The organism is Anaerobacillus alkalilacustris (genome assembly GCF_001866005.1).
GTDB lineage: Bacteria > Bacillota > Bacilli > Bacillales > Anaerobacillaceae > Anaerobacillus > Anaerobacillus alkalilacustris.
In genome coordinates this window covers 59,721-75,312 of record NZ_MLQR01000016.1, presented here as the reverse complement: position 1 = coordinate 75,312, position 15,592 = coordinate 59,721, and the positions used below count along the sequence as shown (strand labels likewise).

Sequence of the window (15,592 nt, the reverse complement as noted above, 5' to 3'; positions counted from 1 at the left end):
AATGCTAAATAATTTAGTTTATTTATTGGGGCAAAGGTCTATATTATATGTATTATTAGTCGTAAACTTGCTAGGAACAGTGTATGGATATTGGTGGTATAAAGAGCAGTTAGCTATAACACCGCCGCAATTCTTCATTTTTGTTCCCGATAGCCCAACGGCAAGCTTATTTTTTGTACTAGTTTTAGTGGCTTTTTTATTGAGAAAAAATTGGCCTTTACTAGAAGCTTTTGCCGCAGTTACATTAATCAAATATGGGGTTTGGGCTGTTGTTATGAATATAGCAGCGGGGATAGCTGGGGCAACGTTAACGTGGGAGAATTACATGCTTATTGCTTCGCATTTAGCAATGTCTGTTCAAGCAATTCTTTTTGCTCCATATTATCGAATAAGGGTTTGGCACTTAATTATTGTGGCAGTTTGGACAATACATAATGATATTGTTGATTATGTATACCTTATGCATCCGTGGGTTTCAAGATCTTTACAAGATTATATTAGTCATATAGGTTATTTTACTTTTTGGCTGAGTGTCGTATCTATTTTTATTGTTTATTTTTATGCTATACGAAAAGGTAGAAAAAAGCTTTATTTACCATAGTTAATTCTATTTTTTTGGTCTACTCTTGTCCACCTCTTCATAGGATTTAATAGAAGAAGAGGAGGGACAGGCATGCACAAGAGAATGCTAGCTTTTATTTGTTTATTTTTTCTTGTTTTTTCTACTAATGTCCATGCAGAAAAGGATTTAGATGAAAAAGAATGGAGAAATTTAAATCATACGGCTGATAAAGTTCTACAATTAGTCAAGGAAGAAAAATATAGTGAAGCAAAACAGCTTATGGATTACTTTTCTAAACAATTTTTAGCAATTCGCTATGATAACAAAAATTTATCAATGACTCAGTTACGTCTTATAACCACATCGTATGAAAAAGCAATGGGTGCTGTTACAAGTACAAGTGCTAGTCATGAAGAAAGAGTAGTATCTGTATCAGAGTTTCGTTTAGTCATTGACGCCCTAGTATCAGAGCATCATCCTTTATGGAAAAACACAGAAACACAAGTGATGAACTATTTTGCTAAAATGAGAGAAGCCATATCAAGTGAAGATAATAACGCTTTTCAACATCATTTTAACGGATTTTTACAACGTTATTCGATGATACGACCGGCAATTATGATTGATCTATTACCACATCAATTTCAAAGAATCGATTCTCATGTTCGGTTTGTTGAAAGGTACCGAGGAACGATTGTCAGTGATCAGGATAAATCAAAACATTTGAAAATAATGGAAGAAGACTTTGCTAAGTTATACAAGGGCTTTGAAGAAGACCAAGCCGATCCTTCATTATGGTGGGTAATCTTTTCGGTTGGTGGCACTATTTTATTATCCTTATCTTACGTAGGCTATCAAAAATTTAAAGCTGAAAAAAATAAGGTTAAAATGAAACAAAAATAAAATTAATACGTATGAATAGTTATGAATTGACATAATATAAGTGATTAACTACAATTAAAGTAATGAAAAGGAATTCAGATCTTTAGGGTTCCAAAAAACAAACACGGAGGTTTACATCAATGTCATTAGGTGCATTACTCGTTTATTTTGCAGTTCTTATTTTAGTTCCGTTATGGGCACAGATGAAGGTGAAAAGTGCATATAGCAAATACTCGCAAGTGCCAGCATCATCAGGAATGACGGGTGCACAAGTAGCAAGGAAAATTTTGGATGATAACGGACTGTACAATGTTTCTGTTGAACCAGTTAAAGGGAAACTAACAGACCACTATGATCCACGTGCGAAGGCTGTCCGTTTATCTGAAGAAAATTATTATGGACATTCTGTTGCAGGTGCTGCTGTTGCTGCTCATGAAGTGGGACACGCTATGCAAGATGCAGAAGAATATGCGTTCTTACGTTTTCGTCATGCATTAGTACCAGTTGCAAACTTTGGATCAAATGGTGCGATCTTCATTATCTTAGCTGGTATGTTAATGTCTCAACTGAATTTAATGCTATTAGGTATCATTTTTATGGCAGCTGCGGTATTATTCCAAGTGGTAACATTACCCGTTGAGTTTAATGCAAGTAGTCGTGCGATGGAACAAATTGTTTCTGTAGGTGTTATTCGTAATAATGAAGAACGTGAAACGAAAAAAGTATTAGATGCAGCTGCATTAACCTACGTTGCAGCCGCAGTAGTTGCTGTGATGGAACTTGTTCGTTTCATATTAATGTATGTAGCAATGAATAGAGATTAATCGTAAAAAGGATGGTTCAATATTTGAATCCATCCTTTTTATTATAATCAGAATTTATAAGTTTCTAACTCAAGTTTCGCAGTTAAATTTTAAAAGCGAAACCTTGGTACTACTAGTGCCATTTAAAACTAAATATATCTATTGACTTGAAATTTGGAAATACAAAAAGCACCCACTATTTGGTAAGATGTTATCGACCAAGAAAACAAATAACCAATAGAGAGGTGCTCCCTATATGATAGTCGATAAGCAGGACAATAATCAACTTCCAAATGAAATTTTAGGTCATATGAAAGAATTACGAGTGTTCGAATTTAACTCAAGTTTCGCAGTTAAATTTTAAAAGCGAAACCTTGGTACTACTAGTGCCATTTAAAACTAAATATATCTATTGACTTGAAATTTGGAAATACAAAAAGCACCCACTATTTGGTAAGATGTTATCGACCAAGAAAACAAATAACCAATAGAGAGGTGCTCCCTATATGATAGTCGATAAGCAGGACAATAATCAACTTCCAAATGAAATTTTAGGTCATATGAAAGAATTACGAGTGTTCGAATGGTTACGAAAAGCCGGTATTACCAAGGGTTCTGGCTTTACTACTTCCATTATTTTTAAGGTTGTCTTTTCTTTGGTCTTTCTTCAAAAATCATGGAACACATTACTTACTGGTCGTAAAGGCAATGATTACTTCGGTAAGGATACTGTGTATCGTTTTCTTAACCATTCTCAATATAACTGGAGACGTTTTCTCCTTTTATTAAGCTCATGGACGATTTCAAAAGTCCAAAGTCTGTCGTCAACTGAGTCTGTTTTTATCATTGATGACTCCATGTACAATCGCGATCGCAGTAAAAAGGTCGAGCTATTAGCTAATTGCCATGATCATGCGACGAAGAGGTTCTATAAAGGCTTTCGTATGCTTACTTTAGGTTGGTCTGATGGGCAAACANTTCTCCCCGTCGATTTCTCGCTACTAAGTTCCAAAAAGCACATTAACGGAATCTCAGAGGATATCGATAAACGTACATCAGGCTATAAAAGAAGAGCTGAAGCACTTCGTAAATCACCAGAAGTCGCTTTCGAGATGATTTGTCAAGCACTTAACCAAGGGATGAGTGCATCGTATGTTTTGATGGATACTTGGTTCACCCACGCTCCTTTAATTCAAAACATCATTGATGAGGGTCTTGATGTCATTGGTATGGTGAAAGCAAATAATAACAGCTTCCGTCACAATGACAAGCGCTATCTTCTAAAGGATCTTTATAAGCTAGCAACGCCTGCTTCATCAAAGAAAAATAAGGACATCTTGCGAGTGATTCAAACGGAGATGAACCATAAGACGATGGGAACCGTCATTCCAGTTAANATCGTCTTTATTAGGCATCGCCATTATAAGCAAGAGTGGTTAGCGATTTTGAGTACAGACCTAACTTTAAGTGCGGAAGATATCATTCGAATTTACCGCCGTCGCTGGCAAATCGAAACCTTTTTTAAAGCTGCAAAGTCACTATTAAAGCTTGAAAGCGAGTTCCAAGGAAGATCCTATGACTTGCTTATTAGCCATACAACGATTGTATTTACTAGGTATATTCTAATCGCTTGGCAGCAACGTTGTAGTAACGATCAACGTACATTTGGTGGTCTCTTTTATGATTTAACAGACGAATTACAAGATATAGACTGGGCGACAGCACTTTGTGAACTTCTTCTCATTCTTGAAGAAGTATCAAAGGAGTCAAATAAAGCAGTACAAAACTTAATAAAAAATCAAATAGTACAGTGGGTGAGTCACTTGCCCAACTATATCAAGGCTTTAGTGCCAATTTCTTAGCAACGTTGTAGTAAGCTTGGCAGCAACGTTGTAGTAACGATCAACGTACATTTGGTGGTCTCTTTTATGATTTAACAGACGAATTACAAGATATAGACTGGGCGACAGCACTTTGTGAACTTCTTCTCATTCTTGAAGAAGTATCAAAGGAGTCAAATAAAGCAGTACAAAACTTAATAAAAAATCAAATAGTACAGTGGGTGAGTCACTTGCCCAACTATATCAAGGCTTTAGTGCCAATTTCTTGGTGCGAAACTTGAGTTTCTAACTTGGAAACTGTCTAGGTTCAGCGCCTACGAGCTCGGTCACTTCAGTCAAGCAACGGACTTTAATTACTGCTTGAGATCGTTCGTCGTTTGGCTTCATGTAGCTTTACTTCGAGGAAGCTTGCTTCAAAGCTATGCTAGAAGACGCAGAAGCACGTAGGAAGCCAAAGAGCGGCTTCTGTCAAAGGCCTTCCAGTGCCTTTCGCTCGTGACCAAGGCGCTTGCGCTTTTCTTGTTTGGGCGAATAGAAATACTTGGAAGTTGATGGCACCCCTAATTATGTTTCTATTGGTCTCTTATATTCATCTAAGGTAAATCCTTCTCCAATGACATCTTGCACATCATTTACTGTAACAAAGGCGTGGGGGTCAATTTTTTCAATCAATGTTTTTAAACGAATGAGTTCGTTTCTACCTACAACACAATATAAAATTTCCTTTTCTAATCCTGAAAAGCTTCCTTTTCCTTTCAAGACGGTCGCCCCTCTACCCATTTGGTTTAAAATACAACTTGCTATTTCAGAAGACTTGTCAGATATAATAAAAGCCGCCTTTCCAGAATATGCCCCTTGTTGCATAAAATCGATGACTTTTGCACTTATAAATACAGCGACTAACGTATACATCGCTTCACGATAATTTAAATAAATTAATGAAGATGTAATGACTGCTGCATCAAACATAAACATTGTCTTGCCCATACTCCAACCGTAGTATTTAAATGCTAGGCGAGCAATAATATCTACCCCTCCAGTAGTTCCTCCAAATTTAAATACGATCCCAAGACCCACCCCGATAAAAACACCTGCAAAAAGAGCGACTAGGGTCATATCATCATGTAGTGGGATTGAAATGAAGGGATATCTTTGGAAAATAAATAAAAATAATGATAAGCTCACTGTGCCAATTAATGTATAAATAAAAGAATTTCGACCTAGAACCTTCCAACCGACAAAAAATAGTGGAATGTTAAGTAAAAGGTTAGTGTATGCTGGATCAATATTAAATACAAAAAATAAAATTAAAGTAATTCCTGTGAAGCCACCGTCGGCAAGGTTATTTTCCATATTAAAATAAACAAGCCCAAACGACATGATTGCAGCCCCTAAAACGATATATATAACATTATTTATTTTAATTGATATTGTCATGATAAGAATTTCCTTTTCTCTATCGGTATTTTTGTCACCAAGATAAGAAAGTATATAATTTCTTATCTTGGAAAGGTGTCTAGCTACAGCTCCTACGAGGTTGGCCACTTTCGTTTAGTCGAGTAACTACTTTTTAGATGCGATTCATGTAGGTTTGCTTGGATGAAACGTTCCTCAGCTAATAGACGCATAAGCACTTGTACTTTTTACGTCGTTGAGCAAGGGAGTGTTGCTTTTTAGATATTATAGCGAAAATTTTACAATAAATAAATCAAGGTTATAATGGTATTGTTGATAATTAAATGAAATAATATTTGTCAAATCAAGATTATTTAGCTAACATGGATATTAGAAGTATTTTGAGGTGGTTTTCATGGGTGAAAAGAGTTTGACAGAAATTCAAACTGAAGTTGATCAGTACATAAGTCAATTTAAAGAAGGATATTTCAGTCCATTAGCAATGCTAGCAAGGATGACTGAAGAACTTGGAGAATTATCTCGTGAGGTTAATCATTATTACGGTGAAAAGCCTAAAAAATCAACAGAAGAAGAAAGAACAATGGAACAAGAGTTAGGTGATTTATTCTTTGTCCTAGTTTGTTTTGCTAATTCTTTAAACATTAATCTAGAAGAAGCCTTCGATCTTGTTATGGAAAAATTTAGGACGAGAGATAAAGATCGATGGACCAAAATAGAAACAAAGGAGAAATAGAAAAAATGTCAAATTCAATCATTAAAGTAGCAATTACAGGTGCAGGTGGAAAAATGGGTATGGAAGCTGTCAAAATGGTTACTTCCACTCCGCACTTTCAACTTGTAGCCGGAATTGACACACAGAACGGTGGTAAATTATTTTCAGAAATTCCTGGTATGCCTAATGTTGATGTACCAATGTATACTGACTTACATAAAGCGTTTAGTGAGCATGAATGTGATGTATTAATTGATTTAACAAACCCTAAGTTTGGACGTAAACATATGGAAATTGCCTTTGAGCATGGGGTGAGACCAGTTGTAGGAACAACAGGCTTCACTGAAAAAGATGTTGAGGAGTTGTCAGCGATTGCTGAAGAAAAAGCCCTAGGTGCAATTATTGCTCCTAACTTTGCGATTGGAGCCATTTTAATGATGAAATTTTCACAGATGGCTGCTAAATATTTACCTGATGTAGAGATCATTGAAATGCACCATGATCGCAAGTTAGATGCTCCTTCTGGCACCGCAATTAAAACTGCACAGTTAATATCAGAAGTAAGAGAGCCTAAACAACAAGGTCATGAAGATGAAAAAGAAGAGTTGCCGGGGGCAAAAGGTGCCGATTACCAAGGTATGAGAATTCATAGCGTTCGCTTACCTGGTCTTGTTGCCCATCAAGAGGTCATTTTCGGCGGAATTGGACAAACGCTAACAATCCGCCATGATTCTATTGATCGCACTTCTTTTATGCCAGGTATCCGCTTAGCTGTTGAAACTGCAATGAAATTAGATGTTTTAGTGTATGGATTAGAAAATATTATAGAATAAATTGGAGGGGTTTTATTATGAAGATTGCATTAATAGCTCATGATAAAAAGAAACCGGAGATCGTTCAATTTGCTATTGCTTATGAAGAAATACTAAAAGACCATCAATTATATAGTACAGGTACAACAGGGACTAGAATTATGGAAGCGACAGACTTACAAATTGAGCGGTTTAAATCAGGGCCGCTAGGTGGGGACCAACAAATAGGAGCTCTTGTTGCAGAAAATGAAATGGATTTAGTGCTATTCTTCAGAGACCCACTTACTGCTCAAGCGCATGAACCCGATATTAATGCATTAATCCGATTATGCGATGTTTATGGAATTCCTCTTGCCACAAATATGGCTACAGGAGAAATACTTGTGAAAGGTCTTGCCCGTGGAGACTTTGAATGGAGAAAAATCGTTAACCCCACGATAGAGAAAGATGAGTAATTACCATATTGATATGCTAGCGATTGGCGCCCATGCTGATGATGTTGAAATTGGTATGGGTGGTACAATTGCTCATTATACGAAAAAGGGTCATCGTGTTGCGATTTGTGATTTAACAAGGGCCGAATTATCGTCTAACGGTACTGTTGAACTTAGGACACAAGAAGCGAAACTAGCAAGTGATATTTTAGGAGTTACTAATAGAATTCAACTTGGTATGAAGGATCGAGGCATCGGTATTAATAATGAGGAAATTAGAAAAGTTGTTTCGATCATACGAAGATATCGACCTCGTATAATTTTTGCGCCCTACTATGAGGATCGACACCCTGATCATGGTAATTGTGCAAGACTTGTAAAGGAAGCAATTTTTTCAGCAGGGATACAAAAATATCAGGATGAATTAAATTTACCTTCTCATAAGGTAGATGGATTTTATTATTATATGATCAACGGATTTCATAAACCTAATTTTATCATTGATATTTCAAATGAAATGGAAACAAAAATGGAAGCGTTAAATGCATATAAAAGTCAATTTGTTAAGCAACCGGGAAGTGTTGAAACTCCATTAACAAGCGGTTATACGTCCGCTGTATTAGCTAGGGAAAGTTTATTTGGAAAAGAAGTAGGGGTTAAGTATGGTGAAGGTTTTATTTCTGATAGCCCCTTATTATATCATTTATTTTAGAGAGGTAAGTATGAAATTAAAAATAGGAATTACTTGTTACCCATCGGTAGGTGGTTCTGGTATTATTGCTACCGAACTTGGGAAGCTGTTGGCTGAAAAAGGTCATGAAGTGCATTTTATTACTTCTGGTTTGCCATTTCGCTTAGGGAAAGTTTATTCCAATATCTATTATCATGAAGTATCCGTTAACCATTATTCAGTATTTCAATATCCACCATATGATCTAACTTTAGCAAATAAAATGGCGGAAGTGGCTATTCGCGAACAGCTAGATATTTTACATGTCCATTACGCAATACCTCATGCTATATGTGCTTTTTTAGCTAAAGAAATGGTCGGTGGAAACTTAAAAATTGTTACGACTCTTCATGGAACTGATATTACAGTTTTAGGATATGACCTATCTTTAAGTGAAATGATTCGATTTGGCATTGAGAAGTCTGATGCAGTGACTGCAGTATCTGTTAATTTAATTGAACAAACTGAAAGACTTTTAAATACAACGAATAAAATTACACCTATATATAATTTTATTGATAATCGTGTGTACTTCAAAAAAGATTGTTTAAATCTAAAGGAAGAATACAATATTGCTGAACATGAAAAGGTAATAATTCATGTTTCTAACTTTCGACCTGTAAAACGAGTTCCAGATGTAATACGAAGCTTTTATGAGATTTCTAAACAAATTGATGCAAAACTAATTCTGCTCGGGGATGGCCCTGATTATTCAGTGGTTTGTCGACTAGTTAAGGAGTTGGGTCTCCAACAAAAAGTCTTGTTCTTAGGTAATCAAAAGCAAGTAGCAGATTTTTTATCGATCAGTGATTTAATGTTACTACTCTCAGAGAAAGAAAGTTTTGGTCTTGCTTTACTTGAAGCGATGGCCTGTGAAGTTCCTGTAATTGGTACAAATACTGGTGGAATACCAGAGGTAATTGTAGATGGAGAAACAGGCTTCATTTGTGAGATAGGTGATATTGAAGGTGTTTCGCAAAAGGCGATTGAAATACTTACGAGTTATGAATTACATAAAAAAATGGCAGATCAATCTTTAGAACGAGCCAATACATATTTCAGCCAAGAAACCATACTTTCAAAGTATGAAGATCTTTATTATTCTATTATTGAACAACGGTAAACATAATGGACTGTAAAGAAAGGGATGGCTAATGAACGAAAGTACCTTTCAAAGTGCGAATGAAATAATTGGAAAAATAGAAGCTCTAGGTCATGAAGCATATGTAGTTGGTGGTGCGGTACGTGACCTCTTTTTGCAAAAAGAAATTCACGACGTTGATATTACTACATCGGCTCCAGTAAACATCATCAAAAGTGCTTTTCCTAAAACCATTGATGTTGCAATTAAACACGGAACAGTTATAGTTCAATATAAAGGTGAATCCTTTGAAGTAACCAGTTACCGTGGGAGTTCTTTACTTGCTGACTTAGCTATGAGAGATTTTACGATAAATGCAATGGCATTAACGAAGGAAAGGGTTGTCATCGATCCTTATTTAGGACAAGTTGATATTAAAAACGGGTGCTTACGCGCAGTTGATGATCCACATAATCGCTTCATTGAAGACCCCTTAAGAATTCTTCGTGCAATTCGTTTTGTGAGTGAACTATCATTTACTATTGAAAAACAAACATTGGAGGCCATGCATAAACATATCGATAACATTAATCAAGTAGCAGTAGAACGAGTCTTCTCAGAATTTAAGAAAATATGTTTAGGAAATAATGTGGAGAAAGCATTTGAAATAATAATTCATTTAAAAATAGTTGATAAAGTATCTTATTTTCAGGAAGTAAAACATGCATTAAAAAGTGTAGATACTTTAAAATCAATGTGTGCATGTAAGAATATGACAGAAGTTTGGATATTATTTTTGTTTGTTTCGCGTTATCATAACTATAAAAATTTTCTTCGATCTTGGAAACAACCCAAAAAAGTAATAGATGAAGTAGAAACTATTATGTTACGACTTCCGATTCTATTGCAAAATGGCTTTACTGAAGAAGACTGTTATTTTTTAGGGATAGAAAAAGCTCAAAAAGCAGAACGAGTTAGAGCAGCCCTTTTACATAAACAACCACAAATAAATAAGATAAATTCACTGTTTCATCAATTACCTATTAAAGAGCGAAAACAAATTAAAATAAATGGATCTGAAATTATACGATTATTAGAGAAAGATGAGCCTAGGGAACGAATAGGTGAGATAATTTTTCATGTAGAAAAAGCAATCTTACAAAAAAAAATTGAGAATAAGAAAGAAACGATTATTAATTGGTTACGAGAGGAGGGGTATATAGGTGCGAAGTAAATTACTACAGATGTTAACGGAACATCCGGAAGAATATCTTTCTGGTGAAGCTATTAGCAACTACCTCGGTTGTTCAAGGACAGCGGTGTGGAAACATGTGGAGGAGTTAAGAAAATCTGGCTATGAAATAGAGGCAGTCCCAAGAAGAGGGTATCGAGTTGTTCATAAGCCAAATTTATTAACAAGCAGTGAAATACAAGCTGGCTTATCTACTCGCTATTTTGGAAAAAACGTTCATTATGAAAAATCCGTTTCTTCGACTCAAGAACTTGCTCATAGGATTGCTTCAGAAGGAGGGGAAGAGGGAACGATAATAGTGGCAGAAGAACAAGTTGCTGGTAAGGGAAGGTTAGGAAGGCAATGGTATTCTCCTATTGGTACAGGTATTTGGATGAGTATGATTTTAAAACCGAAAATCCCTCCTCAACAAGCCCCACAGTTAACTTTGTTAACAGCTGTGGCCGTCATTCGTGGTATTCATGCTATCACTGGTTTGAATTGTGATATTAAGTGGCCAAATGATATTTTATTAAATGGAAAAAAATTAGTTGGTATTTTGACAGAGATGCAAGCGGACTTAGATCAAATTCAATCTGTTATCATTGGGATTGGTATTAATGTTAATCAAATTTCTTTTCCTGAAGAAATTAAAGAGACAGCTACTTCATTAAGAATAGAAAAAGGGAAGGAAATAAATAGAGCTAGTATTATTAAAAGTATTTTAGAAAACTTTGAGGAACTATATGAAATATATTTGAAAGAAGGCTTTTTACCAATAAAAATAATGTGGGAAGCTCATGCTATTACAATTGGAAAAAGAATAACGGCTAGAACAATGGGTGGTTCATTTCAAGGGTTTGCACAGGGGATTACAGATGAGGGAATACTTCTTTTAGAAGACGATTTAGGTGACACACATAAAATCTATTCTGCTGATATTGAATGAGAAAAATTATTCTTATGCATTTAGTTGTAATAAACAGTAGGGCAGAGTTTTAACACAATGAATTTGTTTAAGAGTATATGGTTTATTTTACACTTTAAAAAAAGTTGACAACTTAGTATAATGATAGCAAGAAAAACAAGGGCAGTATCTTTGAAGAACTGCACCGATAAGCTTGGTTTTTTACAAACAAATAGTCTGCCTTGATCCAGAGAGACTAGGACAGAGGGATAAAGAAACTATAACATCAATTGCCACATTAGAAGACTTATTTCTAGAGTGACACTAAATCCTTCTTTCCTTATTGGGGAGAAGGATTTATTATTTCTAGATTTTTTAATGGATTTCATTCAAATAGCAAATAAATAGAAATAATTTGATAGTTTCTCTTATTTTCCTCTAGCATTTAATAGGAGGATGAAAAAATTGAAAACAACAGCAAGCTTTAAAGAGATGAAACAAAATAATGAAAAAATTGCCATGATGACAGCTTATGATGCACCTTCAGCAAAATTGGTTGAAGAAGCAGGAATTGATGTCATATTAGTTGGGGATTCTCTCGGGATGGTTGTACTTGGCTATGACTCAACGATCCCAGTAACGATTAATGACATGATTTTACATTCAAAAGCTGTTAAACGAGGAGCAAAAAATACATTTATTGTAACAGATATGCCGTTTTTAACGTATCACTCTTCACTAGAAGTAACAATAGATAATGCTAGACGTCTTATGCAAGATGGTGGAGCCAATGCAGTTAAATTAGAAGGAAATGGTACTGTAATAGAAAAAATAGAGAAATTAACGAATGCAGGGGTTCCTGTTGTTGCCCATTTAGGGTTAACACCTCAGTCTGTAGGTGTTTTAGGTGGTTATAGAGTACAAGGAAAAGATGCAAAAGCTGCAAAACAATTACTAGAAGATGCAAAGAAGGTAGAGTTAGCTGGTGCTTGCATGCTCGTATTAGAATGTGTACCTAAGCAATTAGCTAGACTTATTAGTGAAGAAATCTCAATTCCAACCATTGGTATTGGAGCTGGTAAGGAAACGGATGGTCAAGTTCTTGTTTACCATGATTTGATTGGATATGGTAGTGAAAGAGTACCTAAGTTTGTTAAGCAATATACAAATATTTCTGAAAGTATTTGTCATGCACTTAGTACTTATGTAACTGAAGTAAAGACTAGTCAGTTTCCCGAGGATAAACATACATTTACGATGAAAGATGAAGAGTTGGATCGTTTATATGGAGGATGATATGAGAATAGTCTGTACAATAACTGAAATGAAGGAAATAATATCTGAGCAGAAAAAACATGGAAAATCAATTGGGTTTGTTCCTACAATGGGATATCTACATGAAGGACACCTTTCGTTAGTAGAAGAAGCAAAAAAACATGATGAATTTATTGTAATTAGCATTTTTGTAAATCCATTACAATTTGGTCCTAACGAGGATTTTGAAAGATATCCAAGGGATATTGAACGCGATGAAAAACTAGCAAAAGCTGCAGGGGTAGATGTTATTTTTTATCCAAATATTAAGGAAATGTATCCGAACGACCTGACTTGTTCAGTACGAGTCCAAAAGGGTGTTAATATTCTGTGTGGTAAAAGTCGACCTGGTCATTTTGACGGTGTAGCAACAGTAGTTATGAAACTCTTTCATATTGTTAGTCCAATGAGGGCATATTTCGGAATGAAAGACGCTCAACAAGTAGCTGTTATTGAAAATATGATAGCTGATTTTAATTTGAACGTACAACTAATGAAGTGTCAAACTTTGCGTGAAAATGATGGTTTAGCAAAAAGTTCTAGAAATGTATATTTGACGCCTGAAGAAAGAAGACAAGCGCCAGAAATTTATTCAAGTTTATTAAATGCTAAAAATAAAATTAATTCAGGAGAAAAAAATATTGCAACTCTTAAAGTAGAAATAGCTGAACATCTTACTACAAAGACTAATGGAATTGTTGATTATGTTGAGATTTTAGCATATCCAAGCTTAGAGAAAATGGACCATTGTGAAGGGGTAATGATTATTGCTATAGCTCTTAAATTTTCTCAAGCTCGACTAATTGATAACATGACAGTTACTATATAGAAAATCATTTTGACTTGGAGGAGATTTATACTATGTTCAGACATATGATGAAGGGGAAAATACACAGAGCGCGAGTAACTGAAGCTAATTTGAATTATGTAGGTAGTATTACTATAGATGAAGACATATTAGATGAAGTTGATATGCTTCCTAATGAAAAGGTCCAAATTGTTAATAATAATAATGGAGCGAGATTTGAAACATACATTATTCCTGGTGAACGGGGAAGTGGCGTTGTCTGTCTAAATGGAGCAGCTGCAAGGCTCGTTCAAGAAGGTGATGTTGTTATTATTATTTCCTATGGATTAGTAAGCGAAGAAGATGCCAAAAATCATCAACCAAAGGTTGCAATAATGAATGAGAAAAATGAAATTATTGAAATGTTAGGAACTGAACCAGCGTCTACCGTACGTATATAAGAATATTAATCCTCCTAATGTAAAACACTTAGCATAAGTGTTTTAGTACTGTTAGGGGGATTTTTAATGGAAAAATGGGTGAATGATTGGTATTCACGTTATTGGAAGTTAAAAAAAGCGGTACAAAGTTGCGATGATTTTAATGAAAAATTATTTGAAGAATTGGCAACTGAATGTGGCGCCTTATTAGATACGTGGATGGAAATGGAAGATAAACTAGAAGATATTAAAGAAATAAAAAGTACTCATCAAATAGGTAGTCAAACCTATCATGGAGCAGTTCAGTGGATACCTAGAAGTCTTGAGGGTCCAAAATACTTTGATTTAGAAATTTTTGATAAAGCAATTGAAACCCTGAAAGTTGAAATAGAAAAAGAAATGAAAAATGAAGCTGTGTTATATTTATACTTAGGATTTTCTTACCTATATGAAGGGGAACTTGACAAAGCAAAAGAGACATTTTTATATGTTTTAAAAACTTCGTTGAACAAGGTAGAAAAACATTTTTCATATGTAGGTTTAGGTTGCTTATTTGGTCGAAGACATCATTATGAAGAAGCCATTAATTATTTTGAAAAGGCAAATTCTCTTTATTCCAACACTGACGTACCGTATAATATAGGAATGGCTTTTGTAATGATGAAAAAATATGAGTTAGCGTTGCCTTATTTATTGAAAATAATTGAGGCAAATGAAGATGACGGGGAAGCACAATACTTTCTAGGACATTGCTATTTACAAATGGGTGATGAATCTAAAGCATTTGAAGCTTGGTATTCGGCATTGCAAGTTTTGGAATTTAAAGACCTTCTCGTAACACTGGCCTATGAGTTTGAGTTGTATGGTTATTACACAGCTGCTATCCATTGTTATAAAAGATTACAAGCAATAGGTTTTGATGAAACATGGGTACATCATGGAATTGCTTGGAATTATGGATTGTTAGATCAAAAATCTACAGCGATTGATTTGTTCGAAAAGCTTGTTATTGCACATCCGAAAGATACTAATATATGGATTTCTTATATTTGGTTATTATCGAAGTGGGATCAAAAAGACCAGCTTCGTAAAATCGTGTTAAAATTAAAGATGAATAATATTAGACATCCTCTAATTGAGAAAATTTTAAGTTAGTGTTATTAATAAGAAAAATGCTTTGGTTACATGAAGCTGCTTTTAGTACCACGTAGTATGCTCTTCGCTAAGCACTACGAAGTTTTTCAAGTAGGATTGTTCAGTAATTTATTTAAGGACCGACTTCGTAGATGTTGAAGCTATACAGTATTCAAATTTTAATCATTTAAACATAGGGAAAGAAGAGGTTCAGGGAACCAATCCTGGCCTTTTCAATTTCTTTTATATTTAAAGGTTAATTATATATAATCACAATTTATAAATTTCTAACTTGGAAACTGTCTAGCTCCAGGCGCCATCGGCTCGATCACTTCAGACCTTCTCTTTCGGTCAAAAAGCCGACCGCTACGAGCAGGTCTTCCAGTGTTTGTCGCCAATAGGCGGGCGCCTTGCGCTTTTCTTGTTATGTGACTACTTTAAAAACTGAAGACAATCCACAAAGGTAGGTGGGGGATAAACATCTTCCTAACACGTAAACGTCGATT

Annotated in this window: 16 protein-coding genes; 15 read left to right on the top strand and 1 reads right to left on the bottom strand. The window is 35.0% G+C overall.

Going from position 1 to position 15,592, the window contains the following annotated elements; translation table 11 throughout:
• The first annotated feature begins 1 nt into the window (after position 1).
• From lhaT to BKP37_RS07340, 4 genes are all read left to right on the top strand, one after another.
• A complete protein-coding gene (lhaT, locus tag BKP37_RS07355; RefSeq protein WP_071308962.1) occupies positions 2 to 601 on the top strand; it encodes a lipoprotein heptaprenylglyceryl N-acetyltransferase LhaT in 600 nt (199 codons plus the stop codon).
• A 72-nt stretch (positions 602 to 673) separates the two neighbouring features.
• Complete coding sequence (gene ypjB, locus BKP37_RS07350) at positions 674 to 1,465, top strand: sporulation protein YpjB (protein WP_071308961.1); 792 nt, start codon at positions 674 to 676, stop codon at positions 1,463 to 1,465.
• A 119-nt stretch (positions 1,466 to 1,584) separates the two neighbouring features.
• Entirely contained in the window at positions 1,585 to 2,268 is a 684-nt protein-coding gene (locus tag BKP37_RS07345) for a zinc metallopeptidase (RefSeq protein ID WP_071308960.1), read from the top strand.
• Between the two features lie 485 nt (positions 2,269 to 2,753).
• Positions 2,754 to 4,109: an IS4 family transposase gene (locus BKP37_RS07340; RefSeq protein WP_071308959.1), complete on the top strand. Its 1,356-nt coding sequence runs from the start codon at positions 2,754 to 2,756 to the stop codon at positions 4,107 to 4,109.
• A 543-nt stretch (positions 4,110 to 4,652) separates the two neighbouring features.
• Here the strand turns inward: BKP37_RS07340 and BKP37_RS07335 are convergent.
• The gene (locus tag BKP37_RS07335) at positions 4,653 to 5,525 is read right to left on the bottom strand and encodes a YitT family protein (protein ID WP_071308958.1); all 873 of its coding nucleotides are present in this window, start codon (positions 5,523 to 5,525) and stop codon (positions 4,653 to 4,655) included.
• A gap of 373 nt (positions 5,526 to 5,898) precedes the next feature.
• Here BKP37_RS07335 and BKP37_RS07330 point away from each other — a divergent pair, with 373 nt between their 5' ends.
• The 11 genes from BKP37_RS07330 to BKP37_RS07280 all read left to right on the top strand — a co-directional run bounded on the left by BKP37_RS07330 (position 5,899) and on the right by BKP37_RS07280 (position 15,107).
• Positions 5,899 to 6,237 (top strand): nucleotide pyrophosphohydrolase, encoded by a 339-nt coding sequence (locus tag BKP37_RS07330; protein ID WP_071308957.1) that lies wholly within the window; start codon positions 5,899 to 5,901, stop codon positions 6,235 to 6,237.
• A gap of 5 nt (positions 6,238 to 6,242) precedes the next feature.
• A complete protein-coding gene (dapB, locus tag BKP37_RS07325; RefSeq protein WP_071308956.1) occupies positions 6,243 to 7,049 on the top strand; it encodes a 4-hydroxy-tetrahydrodipicolinate reductase in 807 nt (268 codons plus the stop codon).
• Between the two features lie 17 nt (positions 7,050 to 7,066).
• Entirely contained in the window at positions 7,067 to 7,483 is a 417-nt protein-coding gene (mgsA, locus tag BKP37_RS07320) for a methylglyoxal synthase (protein ID WP_071308955.1), read from the top strand.
• Positions 7,476 to 8,174, top strand: a complete 699-nt coding sequence (gene bshB1 / locus BKP37_RS07315) for a bacillithiol biosynthesis deacetylase BshB1 (RefSeq protein ID WP_071308954.1) — start codon at positions 7,476 to 7,478, stop codon at positions 8,172 to 8,174. Before mgsA ends, bshB1 begins: the two co-directional genes overlap by 8 nt.
• Before the next feature lie 10 nt (positions 8,175 to 8,184).
• Positions 8,185 to 9,315, top strand: coding sequence for an N-acetyl-alpha-D-glucosaminyl L-malate synthase BshA (gene bshA / locus BKP37_RS07310; protein ID WP_071309040.1), 1,131 nt, complete (start codon positions 8,185 to 8,187; stop codon positions 9,313 to 9,315).
• A 31-nt stretch (positions 9,316 to 9,346) separates the two neighbouring features.
• Positions 9,347 to 10,507 (top strand): CCA tRNA nucleotidyltransferase, encoded by a 1,161-nt coding sequence (locus BKP37_RS07305; RefSeq protein WP_071308953.1) that lies wholly within the window; start codon positions 9,347 to 9,349, stop codon positions 10,505 to 10,507.
• 10 nt (positions 10,508 to 10,517) lie between these two features.
• Positions 10,518 to 11,453 carry a biotin--[acetyl-CoA-carboxylase] ligase gene (locus tag BKP37_RS07300; RefSeq protein ID WP_071309039.1) on the top strand — a complete coding sequence of 312 codons (936 nt, stop codon included), beginning with the start codon at positions 10,518 to 10,520 and terminating at the stop codon, positions 11,451 to 11,453.
• A gap of 423 nt (positions 11,454 to 11,876) precedes the next feature.
• Positions 11,877 to 12,707 carry a 3-methyl-2-oxobutanoate hydroxymethyltransferase gene (gene panB, locus BKP37_RS07295; protein WP_071308952.1) on the top strand — a complete coding sequence of 277 codons (831 nt, stop codon included), beginning with the start codon at positions 11,877 to 11,879 and terminating at the stop codon, positions 12,705 to 12,707.
• A 1-nt stretch (position 12,708) separates the two neighbouring features.
• A complete protein-coding gene (gene panC / locus BKP37_RS07290) occupies positions 12,709 to 13,554 on the top strand; it encodes a pantoate--beta-alanine ligase (protein ID WP_071308951.1) in 846 nt (281 codons plus the stop codon).
• Between the two features lie 32 nt (positions 13,555 to 13,586).
• Positions 13,587 to 13,973: an aspartate 1-decarboxylase gene (gene panD, locus BKP37_RS07285; protein ID WP_071308950.1), complete on the top strand. Its 387-nt coding sequence runs from the start codon at positions 13,587 to 13,589 to the stop codon at positions 13,971 to 13,973.
• A gap of 66 nt (positions 13,974 to 14,039) precedes the next feature.
• A complete protein-coding gene (locus tag BKP37_RS07280) occupies positions 14,040 to 15,107 on the top strand; it encodes a tetratricopeptide repeat protein (protein ID WP_071308949.1) in 1,068 nt (355 codons plus the stop codon).
• Positions 15,108 to 15,592 lie beyond the last annotated feature (485 nt).

What these genes read in the sequence shown, in the direction of transcription:
- panC (WP_071308951.1), top strand. Translation starts at nt 12,709, where the DNA reads ATGAGAATAGTCTGTACAATAACTGAAATGAAGGAAATAATATCTGAG.
- bshA (WP_071309040.1), top strand. Translation starts at nt 8,185, where the DNA reads ATGAAATTAAAAATAGGAATTACTTGTTACCCATCGGTAGGTGGTTCT.
- dapB (WP_071308956.1), top strand. Translation starts at nt 6,243, where the DNA reads ATGTCAAATTCAATCATTAAAGTAGCAATTACAGGTGCAGGTGGAAAA.
- BKP37_RS07300 (WP_071309039.1), top strand. Translation starts at nt 10,518, where the DNA reads ATGTTAACGGAACATCCGGAAGAATATCTTTCTGGTGAAGCTATTAGC.
- lhaT (WP_071308962.1), top strand. Translation starts at nt 2, where the DNA reads ATGCTAAATAATTTAGTTTATTTATTGGGGCAAAGGTCTATATTATAT.
- mgsA (WP_071308955.1), top strand. Translation starts at nt 7,067, where the DNA reads ATGAAGATTGCATTAATAGCTCATGATAAAAAGAAACCGGAGATCGTT.
- bshB1 (WP_071308954.1), top strand. Translation starts at nt 7,476, where the DNA reads ATGAGTAATTACCATATTGATATGCTAGCGATTGGCGCCCATGCTGAT.
- ypjB (WP_071308961.1), top strand. Translation starts at nt 674, where the DNA reads ATGCACAAGAGAATGCTAGCTTTTATTTGTTTATTTTTTCTTGTTTTT.
- BKP37_RS07335 (WP_071308958.1), bottom strand. Translation starts at nt 5,525, where the DNA reads ATGACAATATCAATTAAAATAAATAATGTTATATATATCGTTTTAGGG.
- BKP37_RS07345 (WP_071308960.1), top strand. Translation starts at nt 1,585, where the DNA reads ATGTCATTAGGTGCATTACTCGTTTATTTTGCAGTTCTTATTTTAGTT.
- BKP37_RS07280 (WP_071308949.1), top strand. Translation starts at nt 14,040, where the DNA reads ATGGAAAAATGGGTGAATGATTGGTATTCACGTTATTGGAAGTTAAAA.
- BKP37_RS07305 (WP_071308953.1), top strand. Translation starts at nt 9,347, where the DNA reads ATGAACGAAAGTACCTTTCAAAGTGCGAATGAAATAATTGGAAAAATA.
- BKP37_RS07330 (WP_071308957.1), top strand. Translation starts at nt 5,899, where the DNA reads ATGGGTGAAAAGAGTTTGACAGAAATTCAAACTGAAGTTGATCAGTAC.
- panD (WP_071308950.1), top strand. Translation starts at nt 13,587, where the DNA reads ATGTTCAGACATATGATGAAGGGGAAAATACACAGAGCGCGAGTAACT.